Origin of the sequence: Microbacterium sp., from assembly GCF_032084865.1 — a bacterium.
In the GTDB taxonomy this organism is placed as follows: domain Bacteria; phylum Actinomycetota; class Actinomycetes; order Actinomycetales; family Microbacteriaceae; genus Microbacterium.
The window spans coordinates 1-12,504 of record NZ_DAMDLU010000017.1 but is presented as its reverse complement, the minus strand read 5'-3'; the positions used below and the strand labels follow the sequence as shown (position 1 = coordinate 12,504).

Sequence of the window (12,504 nt, the reverse complement as noted above, 5' to 3'; positions counted from 1 at the left end):
GCGGACCATGATCCTGTTCGGTGAGACCACCCCGATGCCGACGCCGTCGATGACGGTCGACCCGAACTCCGTGACGCCCGGGTTCGCGGGCTTCGCGATCATCGTCATCATCGTCGCGGCCGTCGTGCTGCTGATCTGGGACATGAACCGCCGCATCCGCAAGGTGCGCTACCGCGAAGAGGTGCGGGAAGAGCTGGATGCCGAAGAGGCGGCGCTGCGCGACCGGGCCGACCGCGACGACGACGGGCGCTGAGACCCGCTCGTCTCACACGCCGACGCGCGCGAACGCGTCGAGGCTGATGCCCTGACGGAGGATGGCCTTCGACCACTCCTTCGCGCTGTGCAGACTGTGGTCGCGGTAGTTGCCGCATTCCACGGCCGAGACGCCGGGCACGTCGCTCCACTCGGCCGTGTCGGCGATGAACTCCAGGCTGCCGCGCACGGCTGCGACGACGTCGGCGACCGCGGGCTCGCCCCAGAAGATGGCATGGAAGCCGGTGCGGCATCCGAACGGGGAGATGTCGATCAGCCCGTCGATGCGGTCCCGGAGCGCGCTCGCGAGAATGTGCTCGATGGTGTGCAGACCCGCCGTGGGGATCTCGCCCTCATTCGGCTGCACGAAGCGCACGTCGAAGTTCGAGATCGCATCGCCCTTCGGTCCGTGCTCGACGCCGATGAGACGCACGTACGGCGCCGTGACGGCGGTGTGGTCCAGGGTGAAGCTCTCGACTTCGGCCATTGTCGCTCCTCTGCTCTGACACGGAATTCGAGCGTAACCCGGGTCAGCCGCCGAAGCCCAGCGAGGGCGAGAGCGGGTCGAGCGAGATGAGCAGGCACGCGGTCCAGTGGCAGAGGAAGGCGAGCACCGTGCACACGTGGAAGATCTCGTGGAATCCGAAGTGCCCCGGCCACGGGTTCGGCTTCTTCACGGCATAGATGATCGCTCCCACGGTGTACAGCAGACCGCCGATGCAGACGAGCACCATCATGGCGACGTTCGCCTGCAGCAGGTCGCCCATGTACATCACCGCGGCCCAGCCGAGTGCGAGGTAGAGGGCGACGTAGAGCCAGCGCGGCGCGTTGATCCAGAACACGCGGAACAGGATGCCGAGCACCGTGCCGCTCCACACCACGATCAGCAGCACGAGGCCCTTCTGCGGGGGCAGGGCGAGCACCGCCAGGGGGGTGTAGGTGCCGGCGATCAGCAGCAGGATGTTGGCGTGGTCGATGCGCTTGAGGACCGCTTTGGTCTTCGGGCCCCAGTCGAAGCGGTGGTAGAGCGCGGAGTTGCCGAAGAGCAGCAGCGACGTCACCATGAAGACCGCAGCTGCCCACTTGGCGGGTGCCCCCTGCGCGAGGAGGATGAGCACGACGCCGGTGACGATCGCGACGGGGAAGGTGCCCGCGTGGATCCACCCTCGCCAGGTCGGTCTCACCTCGACTGCCGCGTCGACGGCGGCCGCCTCCATCAGCGGGAGTTCGGGAACGTCGGCGTTGTCTGAGGGGCGGGAGTTCACGCGCTCACTCTACGTTCGCGCGCATGCCGCCAGCGGCACATGTCCTGAGTGCGGCCGCAGGCTTGGGGCGGGTGGCGGTAGCGTAGGCACGTGACTGCACGCGAGAGCTCGGGACGGGGACCCCTCTATCGGCTCTACGGAAGACGCCTGCGACGGCGGATCGACGTGTCGAAGGCTCCGCATCACGTCGCGATGATGATCGACGGCAACCGTCGATGGGCTCGCCAGCTCGGGTTCGACAGCGCTGCGGCGGGTCACCGTGCCGGAGCGGCGAAGATGCGCGAGTTCCTCGGCTGGTGCGATGAGCTGGGCATCGGCGTCGTCTCGCTCTACCTGCTCTCGGCCGACAATCTGCTCAAGCGCGACTCGAAGGAGATCGGCGACCTCATCGAGATCATCGCGGAGCTCGCCGACACGCTCGCCGAGCAGGGCGAGTGGCGGGTGCAGCACGTGGGGCGCGCCGACATCCTGCCGCCGGAACTGGCGCGGGTGCTGGCGGAGGCGCAGGAGCGCACCAGCGGACACACCGGGCTGCATGTGAATCTCGCAGTCGGCTACGGAGGCCGCAACGAGATCGTCGACGCGGTGCGCAGCATCATCGGCAAGCACAACGCCTCTGGCGGCACCCTCGAAGATCTCGCCGAGCAGCTCACCCCCGAGATGATCGGCGAGCACCTGTACACCGGCGGGCAGCCCGACCCGGACCTGGTCATCCGCACGAGCGGCGAGCAGAGGCTCAGCGACTTCCTGCTGTGGCAGAGCGCGCACAGCGAGTTCTACTTCGTCGAGGCGCTCGGACCCGACCTGCGCGAGATCGACTTCCTGCGGGCCATCCGCGACTTCGCCGACCGCGACCGCCGATTCGGACGATGACGCCGCCGGCCTCGGCCGCAGCATCCTGACCCTCGTCGTTCACCGGAACGTCACCGATCTGTTCCGCGTGTCTCCCGCCGTGTGCGCCCGGCGGAAGTACGTTCATGGCATCGGACACCGTGTCCGGTCGGGTCGGCCTCAAGGTTCGCGACTCGTGACCCTGGTCGACTCGCTGCAGAGCCGGGAGCACATCCCGAGTGGGAGTGGATCGTGACCACACGTACAGCACAGCAGCAGTCCACGTCAGCAGCCCGAGCCGTGTCACACGATGACACGGCTCTTCGCACATATGTGCTCGACACCTCGGTGCTGTTGAGTGATCCACAGGCCCTGTTCCGCTTCGCCGAGCATTCGATCGTCCTGCCCGTTGTGGTGATCAGCGAGCTGGAGGGCAAGCGTCACGATCCCGAGCTCGGCTACTTCGCCCGGCGCGCGCTGCGCCATCTCGACGAGCTGCGCGTCGAGCACGGGCGCTTGGACTTCCCGATCGAGGTGGGCGATGGGGGAACTCTGCGCGTCGAGCTCGGCAATGTCGACATGTCGGTGCTGCCCGCGGGCATCCGGCTCAGCGACAACGACAGTCGCATCCTCGCGGCGGCGGCGCAGCTGGCGGCAGACGGGCAGAACGTCACGATCGTATCGAAGGATCTGCCGATGCGGGTGAAGGCCGCCTCGCTCGGCCTCGCCGCGGAGGAGTATCTGGCCGAGCAGGCGGTGGATGCCGGATGGACGGGCATCACGACCCTCGACCTCTCGGGCGATGAGATGAGCGACCTGTACGAGAGCGAGGTCGGCCTCAGCGAAGAGGTGCGCGGGATGCCCGTGAACACCGGGCTGATCATCCACTCCGAGAGAGGCTCGGCGCTGGGTCGTGTCGTGGCGGACGGCGAGTACCGGCTGGTGCGCGGCGACCGCGAGGTGTTCGGGATGCACGGCCGGTCCGCGGAGCAGCGGATCGCGATCGACCTGCTGCTCGACCCGGAGGTCGGCATCGTGTCGCTCGGCGGGCGAGCGGGCACCGGCAAGTCCGCGCTGGCGCTGTGCGCGGGGCTGGAGGCGGTGCTCGAGCGGCAGCAGCAGAAGAAGATAATCGTGTTCCGTCCGCTGTTCGCCGTCGGCGGTCAGGAGCTCGGCTACCTGCCGGGAGATCAGGGCGAGAAGATGAACCCCTGGGGACAGGCGGTGTTCGACACCCTCGGGTCGGTCGTCTCGGGCAACGTGCTGGAGGAGGTCGTCGAGCGGGGGATGCTGGAGGTGCTGCCGCTCACGCACATCCGCGGCCGGTCGCTGCACGACGCGTTCGTGATCGTCGATGAAGCGCAGTCGCTGGAGCGCAACGTGCTGCTGACGGTGCTGAGCCGCATCGGCCAGAACTCGCGAGTCGTGCTGACCCACGACGTCGGGCAGCGCGACAACCTGCGGGTTGGCCGCTACGACGGCATCGCGAGCGTGATCGAGACGCTGAAGGGACACGACCTGTTCGGGCACGTCACGCTGCAGCGCTCGGAGCGCTCGGCGATCGCGGCGCTCGTGACCGAGCTGCTGGAGGGCGCCGAGCTGAGCTGAGTGGCGCGCGGGCCGGCGGTCTTCTGCGGCTGCCGTCTGCCGTTGCCCGGTTACATTCCGGGGGCCGACACTCCAGATGACGGACGTTTCGTGGGAATCCGTCCGACATCTGGAGTGTCGGCCCCCGATTCGTCTCGCGTCGCGGGTGCTGAGGGCGGCCGGGAGGGGCGGATGCCGGGTGCCGGGTGCCGGATGCGGGATGCGGCATGCCGGATGCCGGATGCCGGGTGCGGGGATGCCGGATGCGTCGACGGGGCGCAGGCGCCCGAGGAACGAGAGCCGGTACCGCGCGGTCTTGAAGCCGCGCGGTGCCGTCAGGACCGTCCCGGGGAACAGAGGAGGGGCGGGTCAGCAGCCGGGGGCGGAGGGCTGCTCTGCGCAGGTGCGGGCGACGAGCGCGGTGCGGGCTTCGAAGATCCGGATCTGCTGCGTCGGCCCGGCGATGTCGAGCCTGCCCTCGATCGGGAACCATCCGGCACCCAGGTCGATCTCGGCGGTGTACGCGATGTCGACGCTCGCGTCGTAGGTACCGCGTGCAGAGTAGGTGTGGCTGGTGTCGGTCGGGGTGAACTGCGCCTGGCCGAGGCTCTCCCAGCTGGCGCCGGGCGACGAGGTGGTCTTCGGCTTCCCCTGGCCGTAGTGGAACGTGTACGCCACCGGTGTGAAGCGCACGTCGACCGGGAACCCGAACAGCTCGCCGGAACGAACGTGCGTCGCCGCCTCGGTCACGAAGTTCGTCGGCAGACCCGCCACCCCGAGATTGTCCGGCTCGCCGAGCACGGTGCCCTTCGCGGGGAAGAAGCTCGCGAGGTCGGTGATGGTGATCGGCGGCACTCCCGAGGAACTCGCGCGCTCCGCTCGCTCGGCGTCGCTCAAGACGACGACATCCCAGCAACCCAGTCGCGTCCGCACCCCCGACAATCCGCACCCATCGGAGGACGTGGATTGGCGGCGGCTGTTGCCGATCTTGGCGTTGGAACCGCCCGATGGACTCCTCACTGAACTTCGTTGGCCGGACTGGCCTTGCGAGGTCTTTGAGCCCCTGATCGTCGCTGACCCCCCGGCGAGCGCAACCTGGCAGGCGCCAATCTCTAAGTCGGCGGCGGAGCATGTAGAACTTCCGCTTGCATACGCAACCGATGGGACGTGCCAACAGATGAGAATGATCATTCCCACGACGATCAGTGTCAACCGGTGCATGTTGCATCCTCGACAGGAGTTGAGTCGGCGAGGCGAAGCCTGGAAGATGCATAGGCAAACGTCAACTTGAGTGAATAAACGTTGCGTCGGTCTGGCGCAACGACCGACTGTCCCGTTGAGTCAACGATGTTCGTGCCACTAACGTCATTGCAGGTGATTGCGACGACGACGTCGCCGTCGACACGGTCACCCTCGAACTCGAGAATCTCGGTTGTTCCAGTTCGGGTGTACCCCTTGGCATGCAACTCGCTAAGCGTCTTACGCTCTTGCGCGCTGTAATCTCCGACCACAAAATCGCGTGTCACGTCAAAGCTGCTCGGATCTGCAAAATCGACCTTGTTGTACGCAGCCATGTAGGCCCGATACGTTTCCTCCGCGGCGGCGTACGCCTCCTCATCCGTCGCGAAGGCGGCGGTTCTCGTGGGCTTCGGAGTCGGCTTCGACTCGGGGGTGCAGGCCGACAGCATCCCGATCAGCAGACCGGCGGCGGCGAGGGCCGAGCCTGTGCGCGCAAGGGTGGTCGTCATCGTCACCGCACCACGGTAACGCGGATCGTCGAGATCCCGTTGAAGTTATCCACAGCCCTGTTCACGCCCGCTGAGCCGTCCGCTGCAGTGCCGCGACGATCGACAGCTGCACCGTCGCCCAGTCGTGGACGATCTGGGCATAGTCGAAGTGCAGCGTCTCGTATCCGAGGGCGGAGGCTGCGGCATCCCGATCCAGATCCTTGTGCCGCTTGGTCGGACCGTCGTGATTCTCTTTGCCGTCTGCTTCGATGATGAGGCGTCCGTCGACGACGAAGTCGACCCGCCCGACGCCGGCGATCACGACCTGGCAGTCCAGCGCGATTCCCAGTAGATGAAGTCTCAGCCGCAGCAGTGACTCGAGCCCGCTGCCGGCATCCGCTCGCGCGAAGTCGACGAGCCACTTCGCGTGCGTCGGCAGCACCTCGCGGATGCGAGCGCGCGCAGACCTGGTGAGCTTTCGCTGCTCCAGCGCCGACTCGAGCGAGGCGAAGAACGACTCCTCACCCTCGCAGCGATACAGATGCAGCAAAGCGGTTTCGACGTCGACGACGCCGAAGCGCACACGCCCGCTGCGGAAGAAGTGGCTGACGCACTGGCATCCGGAGTGCGGATAGACGCGACCGCGGTGGCCGACCCACACATGCGGTGCCGTCTCCGATGACATCACCCACACACCCAGGCGCCGCAGGGCCGCAGCACAGGTGAGCGACCCTCCGTGCCGGGCTGCCTCGCGCTCGCCGGCGGCGACCCCGGGTGCGGCGAAGACGCCGGGCCGCAACCGCTCGATCTCCCCGCTTCGCACCGCTCTGCTCAGCCGCATGCGCGTGACGCCGTAGTCCTGGAGCTGGGTACCCTGCGCGAGTCCGCCGAGGCGGGTGAGCAGGTCAAGAGGATCGAACATCCCCTCAGCATCCGGGACGGGACGTGGGGGATTCGCCCTGTTCTCCGGAGATTGTGGACAACCCGCCCGATCGCCTGCATTGGGGATGGGTACAAAACGGGGGCCGACACTCCAGGGGTCGGACGGATCGTGGAGAAACGTCCGACATCTGGAGTGTCGGCCCCCGGAATGTAACGCGAAGGGCGAAGGGCGAAAGGGCGGAAGGGCGGTAACGCCGAAAGCGCCGGGACCGGCTCAGCCCGGGTGCGTCATCGACAGGAGGTCGAGCTTCGCGTCGAGCTCCTCCTCCGAGATCTCACCGCGCTCGACGTAGCCGAGGTCGATGACCGCGTCGCGCACCGTGATGCCCTTCGCGACCGAGTGCTTGGCGATCTTCGCCGCTGCCTCGTATCCGATGACCTTGTTCAGCGGCGTGACGATCGACGGGCTCATGCCGGCGAACGCGGCGGCGCGCTCGACGTTGGCCTCGAGGCCGTCGATGGTCTTGTCGGCCAGCACGCGCACGGCGTTCGAGAGCAGGCGGATCGACTCGAGCAGCGCGGTTCCCATCACGGGGATCGCGACGTTCAGCTCGAACGAGCCCGATGCGCCGGCCCATGCAACGGTCGCGTCGTTGCCGATCACGCGCGCGCACACCATGAGCACAGCCTCGGGGACGACCGGGTTGACCTTGCCGGGCATGATCGACGATCCGGGCTGCAGATCCGGGATGTGCAGCTCGCCGAGACCCGTGTTCGGGCCCGAGCCCATCCAGCGCAGGTCGTTGTTGATCTTCGTCAGCGACACGGCGATGGTGCGCAGCGCGCCGGATGCTTCAACGAGCCCGTCGCGGTTGGCCTGGGCCTCGAAGTGGTCCTTCGCCTCGGTGATCGGCAGCTCGGTCTCGGCCGCGAGCAGCTCGATGACCTTCTGCGGGAAGCCGAGCGGGGTGTTGATCCCGGTTCCGACAGCGGTGCCGCCGAGAGGGACCTCGGCCACGCGGGGCAGCGCCGACTGCACGCGCTCGATGCCGAGGCGGAGCTGGCGGGCGTAGCCGCCGAACTCCTGGCCGAGCGTGACCGGGGTCGCGTCCATGAGGTGCGTGCGCCCCGCCTTGACGACCGTCTTCCACAGCTCGGCCTTCGCCTCGAGGGCGACGGCGAGGTGATCGAGCGAGGGGATGAGGGTGTCGATGAGCGCTTGCGTGACGGCGATGTGCACCGACGTCGGGAACACGTCGTTCGACGACTGCGACGCGTTGACGTGGTCGTTTGGATGCACGGCCGAGCCGAGGATTCCGGATGCCAGGTTCGCCAGCACCTCGTTCATGTTCATGTTCGACGAGGTGCCGGAGCCGGTCTGGTACGTGTCGACGGGAAACTCGCCATCGTGCTTGCCGGATGCCACCTCGTCGGCCGCCTGCGCGATGGCGTCCGCGATCGCCCCGTGGAGCGTGCCGAGCTCCTTGTTGGCGAGCGCGGCGGCCTTCTTGACCCGGGCGAGCGCGGCGATCTGCGTCGATTCGAGACCCTGGCCCGAGATCGGGAAGTTCTCGACGGCGCGCTGGGTCTGGGCGCTGTACAGCGCCGTCGCGGGCACGCGCACTTCACCCATGGTGTCGTGCTCGATGCGGTACTCGATGTCGGTCATGCCGATCCCTTCTCGGAAGCGGAGGCGATGCTCTCCGTGTCGACCCCCACAGTGACGACGGGCACCGCGGTGCCCTCTGCGAGGCGGTAGTTGGCGCCCACGATGCCCAGCCGGCCGTCGGCGACGGCATTGCTGATCATCTCGGACGAGTGCAGCAGATCTGCGACGGTGTTGCGCAGGTGCTCGCGCCCCACCAGCTCGGCGTCGATGTCGGCGGGCGTCGTGCCGCCGGTCTCGGCGAGCACCTTGCGTGCTGCCGGGACGATCGGTGCGATGAGCTTCCAGATGCCGGCGGGAAGCGGGGCGGAGTCGATGGCGGTGCCGTCGATCGCCGCGCGCACCGCGCCGCACGAGTCATGCGCCAGCACGACGATCAGCGGCACGTTCAGAATGCCGACCGCGTACTCCAGGCTGGCGACGATCGACTCGCCGATCACCTGTCCCGCGTTGCGGACGACGAACAGGTCGCCCAGGCCCTTGTCGAAGATGATCTCGGCGGCGAGGCGCGAGTCCGAGCATCCGAACAGCGTCGCGATGGGCGCCTGCCCCTCGGCCAGCTCGTTGCGCTTGGAGACGTCCTGATGCGGGTGCGCCGGCGTGCCGGCGACGAATCGCCTGTTGCCGTCGAGCATCTCCCGCCAAGCCTCAGCGGGGGTGAGCGTTGCGGTCATTCGGCCTCCTCAAGGTCGTCGATCTGTGCGGACAGGGTCTCTGCCAGCTCGGCCGTCGCCTTGGGCGACTGCGAGCCGTACAGCAGGATGTAGTCGGGCCCGGCCTGGGTCCCGATCGCGTACGAGATGTTCGCGGAGCCGCGGCCGCGCAGGTCGAACTCGTCCCACTCGCGACCGTCGATCGTCATGGATCCGTTGGGGGCCATGCCGTCGAGCACCTGCGGCGCCCAGCTCACATCGGCACCGAAGGCCTGCGCGACACGGACGAATCCGCGTGCGTCGTCGGCGGCGGGGGCGAGGGTGATCGTCCACACCCGGGTGCTGCCGCCCGAGAGGGTGGCGTCGTTGACCCGCCAGTAGTCGTCGGCCTCGACGACGAGCGCGGGGCGCTGCATCGACGTCTCGACGTCAGCGGCGATCGCCGCGACGTCGATCGCCGGGCGCTCGGCGACCTCGCCGCGCGGCACACCGAGCACGACGATCGCGACCACGGCGACCGTCACGATCAGCGCGGCGATGAGGTTGCGGAACGTCTGGCTCGAGCGATAGACGCGGCTGGCCTCCGCCTTGCGATCGGCGGTCTCCTGCGCGGTCTCGGGTCGCCCGAGACCTGCGACGATGCGCGGTTCCCGGCTCATTCGCCCCCTCCAGCGGATGCCGCGTCGCGGGCGGCATCGAGACGGCGCTTCGCGCCGAGCAGCCATTCCTCGCAGCGGGCGGCCAGCGCCTCGCCGCGCTCCCACAGCGCCAGGGAGTGCTCGAGGGTCGGCGAGCCCTGCTCGAGTTCGGCGACCACGCGCACGAGCTCGTCGCGTGCGGCCTCGAACGACAGGTCTTCGAGAGGGGAGTCGCTGGGGGCAGTCACGCCCCCATCCTACCGGCGTGTCGAACATCGCCGACCCTCAGCCTGCCCGCAGAACCTCGGCGTGCGCGGGACTCGGGGCTGATCAGCCGGCCTCCGGGATCCGCCCCGCCGACACAGCGCGGACGGAACCGCGGTCGACAGTCACGGTCATCGCCGTGCCCGCCGGCGCATCGCCCGCGTCGCTGAGGATACGTCCGTCGTCGAGGTGCGCGATGGCGTAGCCGCGGGCGAGGGTTGCGGCGGGGGAGAGGGCGCGCAGCGAGGCGCGCAGCTCGGAGGTGGACCGGTGAGCGGCATCCAACGCCCTGGTGACGGTGTCGCGGCCACGGGACGCCAGCAGCCACACTTCCTGGGCGCGGTCGTCGATGATCGGATCTGGTGAGCGCAGCACCGGACGCGAGCGCAGCTGCTCGAGCTGCGCGATGTCGTGCGAGATGCGTTGCGTCAGACGGGTCGTCGCCCGCGCACGCAGTTGCGCGACGATCGCGCGCTGCTCACCGACATCCGGAACGACCCGCTTCGCGGCATCCGTCGGCGTCGACGCGCGCAGATCGGCGACGTCGTCGAGCAGCGGATGGTCGTTCTCGTGCCCGATCGCGCTGACGACGGGAGTGGATGCGGCTGCCACCGCGCGCACGAGCCGCTCGTCGCTGAAGCCGAGCAGCGTCTGCGGGTCGCCGCCGCCGCGGGCGACGATGATGACGTCGACGTCGGGATCGGCATCCAACCGCTGCAGCGCCGCGAGCACCTCGGGAACGCACCGGTCGCCCTGCACGGCGACATGCTCGGTGCGGAAATGCACCTGCGGCCAGCGCAGCTCGGCGTTGCGGTGCACGTCCTTCTCGGCATCCGAGCGCTCGCCGGTGATCAGCCCGATGCAGTGCGGCAGGAACGGCAGCGGCTTCTTCCGGGAGGAGTCGAACAGGCCCTCCTGCCGCAGCTGGGCGCGCAGCTTCTCGAGCTTCTCGAGCTGGTCGCCGAGGCCCACGTGCTTCATCGCCGAGACGACGAAGCTGAAGTCGCCGCCCTTGACGAAGTAGTCGGCCTTGACGGCCGCGACGACGTGATCGCCGACCGCGAGGTCGGCGGGAATGCGCGGGCGCACGCTCGACCAGACGCGGATCGAGATCTGCGCGTCGGAGCGGGTGTCTTTGAGACGCGCGAAGACGTTGCCGCCGCGGAGGTTCCACGAGGTGATCTCGCCCTCGACCCAGACGGTGTTCCAGCGGGCGATGAAGTCGCGGATGGTGCCGTTCAGGCGCGCGACCGAGGTCGGCGCCGCCGGGGTCGAGTCGCGGGGGGCGACCGAATCTGCGGGAGGCGGCTCGCCGGGGATCGCGGTGGCTTCGAAGACGGTCACCCGGCCATTCTTCCGGATGCCGCCGACACGGCGACCACGAGCGGGGCGAGCGATGCATTCCGGGGGCCGACACTCCAGATGTCGGACGGATGCCGCGAATCGGTCCGACATGTGGAGTGTCGGCCCCCCCGAGCGGCGCAGCCCCGGGGCCGCTCCCGGCCCGCGAACAGGTGGCGTCGGTAGACTGGAGGGGTGAGTTCAACCGCCGTCTCGCTGCCCGTGCCGCACATTCCGACCCGTCGTCGCGCCGTCGAGCGCGCCCGTCTCGAGAACCGTCCGGTCGACGGTGAGAAGCGTGTGCTGCTGGCCGCTCCGCGCGGCTACTGCGCGGGTGTCGACCGCGCCGTCGTGGCCGTCGAGAAGGCCCTCGAGCGCTACGGAGCCCCGGTGTACGTGCGCAAGCAGATCGTGCACAACATCCACGTCGTCACCGAGCTCGAGAAGAAGGGCGCGATCTTCGTCGAGGAGGTCGACGAGGTGCCGGAGGGCGCCCACGTCGTCTTCAGCGCGCACGGCGTCTCACCGGCGGTCGTGCAGGGCGCCGCCGACCGGGGACTGCATGCGATCGACGCCACCTGCCCGCTGGTCACCAAGGTGCATCGTGAGGCCGTGCGCTTCGCCCGCGACGACTTCGAGATCCTGCTGATCGGTCACGACGGCCACGAAGAGGTCGAGGGAACCGCAGGCCACGCGCCCGACCGCGTCACGATCGTCAACTCGCCCGACGAGGCCGACACCGTGGTCGTGAAGGACCCGAGCAGGGTGGTCTGGCTCTCGCAGACGACGCTCTCGGTCGACGAGACCATGGAGACGGTGAACCGGCTGCGCACCCGCTTCCCCGAGCTGCAGAACCCGCCGTCGGATGACATCTGCTACGCCACGCAGAACCGCCAGGTCGCGATCAAGAAGATCGCCAAGGATTCCGACCTCGTGATCGTGGTCGGCTCGGCGAACTCGTCGAACAGCGTGCGCCTGGTCGAGGTCGCGCTCGAGTACGGCGCCAGGGCGGCGTACCGCGTCGACTACGCCGACGAGGTCCGCCAGGAGTGGCTCGACGGAGTGCGCACGATCGGCGTGACCAGCGGCGCCTCGGTACCCGAGGTGCTCGTGCGCGAGGTTCTCGATGCACTCGACGAGGCCGGCTACGCCGACGTCGAAGAGGTGCGCACCGCGGAGGAGGACCTCATGTTCTCGCTGCCGAAGGAGCTTCGACAGGACCTCTCCGGCAAGCGGGACGAGCGCGCCCTGGGCGGGCGGGTCTCGCGCGCATGAGCGTCGACCGGCCGCAGTACGGCGAATACGCGTCCCCCGAGGAGCAGCGTGCGCGCGCCGGGCTGCCTCCGCTGAACGCTGAGCCGGCGGCATCCGCCCCCGCTGCGGCTCCGGCGCCGGAGC

The 12,504-nt window shown here is 68.7% G+C and carries 14 protein-coding genes; 4 read left to right on the top strand and 10 right to left on the bottom strand.

Annotated elements, in window-relative coordinates:
* The first annotated feature begins 7 nt into the window (after window positions 1-7).
* Window positions 8-253, top strand: coding sequence for a hypothetical protein (locus RT309_RS03325; protein ID WP_313355306.1), 246 nt, complete (start codon window positions 8-10; stop codon window positions 251-253).
* A gap of 12 nt (window positions 254-265) precedes the next feature.
* On the opposite strand, the gene RT309_RS03320 is transcribed toward RT309_RS03325, so the two are convergent.
* On the bottom strand, window positions 266-739 hold the full coding sequence (locus tag RT309_RS03320; RefSeq protein WP_313355304.1) for an S-ribosylhomocysteine lyase: 474 nt from the start codon (window positions 737-739) through the stop codon (window positions 266-268).
* A 43-nt stretch (window positions 740-782) separates the two neighbouring features.
* Window positions 783-1,469 carry a hemolysin III family protein gene (locus tag RT309_RS03315; RefSeq protein WP_313355338.1) on the bottom strand — a complete coding sequence of 229 codons (687 nt, stop codon included), beginning with the start codon at window positions 1,467-1,469 and terminating at the stop codon, window positions 783-785.
* Window positions 1,470-1,607: 138 nt separating this feature from the next.
* On the opposite strand from RT309_RS03315, the gene RT309_RS03310 reads away from it, so the two are divergent.
* Complete coding sequence (locus tag RT309_RS03310; RefSeq protein ID WP_313355302.1) at window positions 1,608-2,390, top strand: isoprenyl transferase; 783 nt, start codon at window positions 1,608-1,610, stop codon at window positions 2,388-2,390.
* A gap of 210 nt (window positions 2,391-2,600) precedes the next feature.
* Window positions 2,601-3,956 (top strand): PhoH family protein, encoded by a 1,356-nt coding sequence (locus tag RT309_RS03305; protein ID WP_396654401.1) that lies wholly within the window; start codon window positions 2,601-2,603, stop codon window positions 3,954-3,956.
* A gap of 348 nt (window positions 3,957-4,304) precedes the next feature.
* Here RT309_RS03305 and RT309_RS03300 read toward each other — a convergent pair whose 3' ends face one another.
* The 8 genes from RT309_RS03300 to xseA all read right to left on the bottom strand — a co-directional run bounded on the left by RT309_RS03300 (window position 4,305) and on the right by xseA (window position 11,109).
* Window positions 4,305-4,832, bottom strand: coding sequence for a hypothetical protein (locus RT309_RS03300; RefSeq protein WP_313355300.1), 528 nt, complete (start codon window positions 4,830-4,832; stop codon window positions 4,305-4,307).
* Window positions 4,833-5,143: 311 nt separating this feature from the next.
* Window positions 5,144-5,689 carry a hypothetical protein gene (locus tag RT309_RS03295; RefSeq protein ID WP_313355298.1) on the bottom strand — a complete coding sequence of 182 codons (546 nt, stop codon included), beginning with the start codon at window positions 5,687-5,689 and terminating at the stop codon, window positions 5,144-5,146.
* Window positions 5,690-5,744: 55 nt separating this feature from the next.
* Complete coding sequence (locus RT309_RS03290) at window positions 5,745-6,584, bottom strand: type IV toxin-antitoxin system AbiEi family antitoxin domain-containing protein (RefSeq protein WP_313355296.1); 840 nt, start codon at window positions 6,582-6,584, stop codon at window positions 5,745-5,747.
* A gap of 234 nt (window positions 6,585-6,818) precedes the next feature.
* Window positions 6,819-8,213, bottom strand: coding sequence for a class II fumarate hydratase (locus tag RT309_RS03285; protein WP_313355294.1), 1,395 nt, complete (start codon window positions 8,211-8,213; stop codon window positions 6,819-6,821).
* Window positions 8,210-8,884 carry a carbonic anhydrase gene (locus RT309_RS03280; RefSeq protein WP_313355292.1) on the bottom strand — a complete coding sequence of 225 codons (675 nt, stop codon included), beginning with the start codon at window positions 8,882-8,884 and terminating at the stop codon, window positions 8,210-8,212. The genes RT309_RS03285 and RT309_RS03280 overlap by 4 nt, the downstream gene beginning before the upstream one ends.
* A complete protein-coding gene (locus tag RT309_RS03275) occupies window positions 8,881-9,522 on the bottom strand; it encodes a DUF4245 family protein (RefSeq protein ID WP_313355290.1) in 642 nt (213 codons plus the stop codon). The genes RT309_RS03280 and RT309_RS03275 overlap by 4 nt, the downstream gene beginning before the upstream one ends.
* Window positions 9,519-9,749 (bottom strand): exodeoxyribonuclease VII small subunit, encoded by a 231-nt coding sequence (locus RT309_RS03270; RefSeq protein ID WP_313355288.1) that lies wholly within the window; start codon window positions 9,747-9,749, stop codon window positions 9,519-9,521. Before RT309_RS03270 ends, RT309_RS03275 begins: the two co-directional genes overlap by 4 nt.
* 82 nt (window positions 9,750-9,831) lie before the next feature.
* The gene (gene xseA, locus RT309_RS03265) at window positions 9,832-11,109 is read right to left on the bottom strand and encodes an exodeoxyribonuclease VII large subunit (RefSeq protein WP_313355286.1); all 1,278 of its coding nucleotides are present in this window, start codon (window positions 11,107-11,109) and stop codon (window positions 9,832-9,834) included.
* A gap of 228 nt (window positions 11,110-11,337) precedes the next feature.
* Here xseA and RT309_RS03260 point away from each other — a divergent pair, with 228 nt between their 5' ends.
* Complete coding sequence (locus tag RT309_RS03260; RefSeq protein WP_396654403.1) at window positions 11,338-12,381, top strand: 4-hydroxy-3-methylbut-2-enyl diphosphate reductase; 1,044 nt, start codon at window positions 11,338-11,340, stop codon at window positions 12,379-12,381.
* The last annotated feature ends 123 nt before the right edge of the window (window positions 12,382-12,504 follow it).

Bases quoted from the DNA above. Each gene is read 5' to 3' on its own strand.
- RT309_RS03325 (WP_313355306.1), top strand. From the start codon at position 8: ATGATCCTGTTCGGTGAGACCACCCCGATGCCGACGCCGTCGATGACG.
- RT309_RS03320 (WP_313355304.1), bottom strand. From the start codon at position 739: ATGGCCGAAGTCGAGAGCTTCACCCTGGACCACACCGCCGTCACGGCG.
- RT309_RS03315 (WP_313355338.1), bottom strand. From the start codon at position 1,469: ATGGAGGCGGCCGCCGTCGACGCGGCAGTCGAGGTGAGACCGACCTGG.
- RT309_RS03290 (WP_313355296.1), bottom strand. From the start codon at position 6,584: ATGTTCGATCCTCTTGACCTGCTCACCCGCCTCGGCGGACTCGCGCAG.
- RT309_RS03285 (WP_313355294.1), bottom strand. From the start codon at position 8,213: ATGACCGACATCGAGTACCGCATCGAGCACGACACCATGGGTGAAGTG.
- RT309_RS03280 (WP_313355292.1), bottom strand. From the start codon at position 8,884: ATGACCGCAACGCTCACCCCCGCTGAGGCTTGGCGGGAGATGCTCGAC.
- RT309_RS03275 (WP_313355290.1), bottom strand. From the start codon at position 9,522: ATGAGCCGGGAACCGCGCATCGTCGCAGGTCTCGGGCGACCCGAGACC.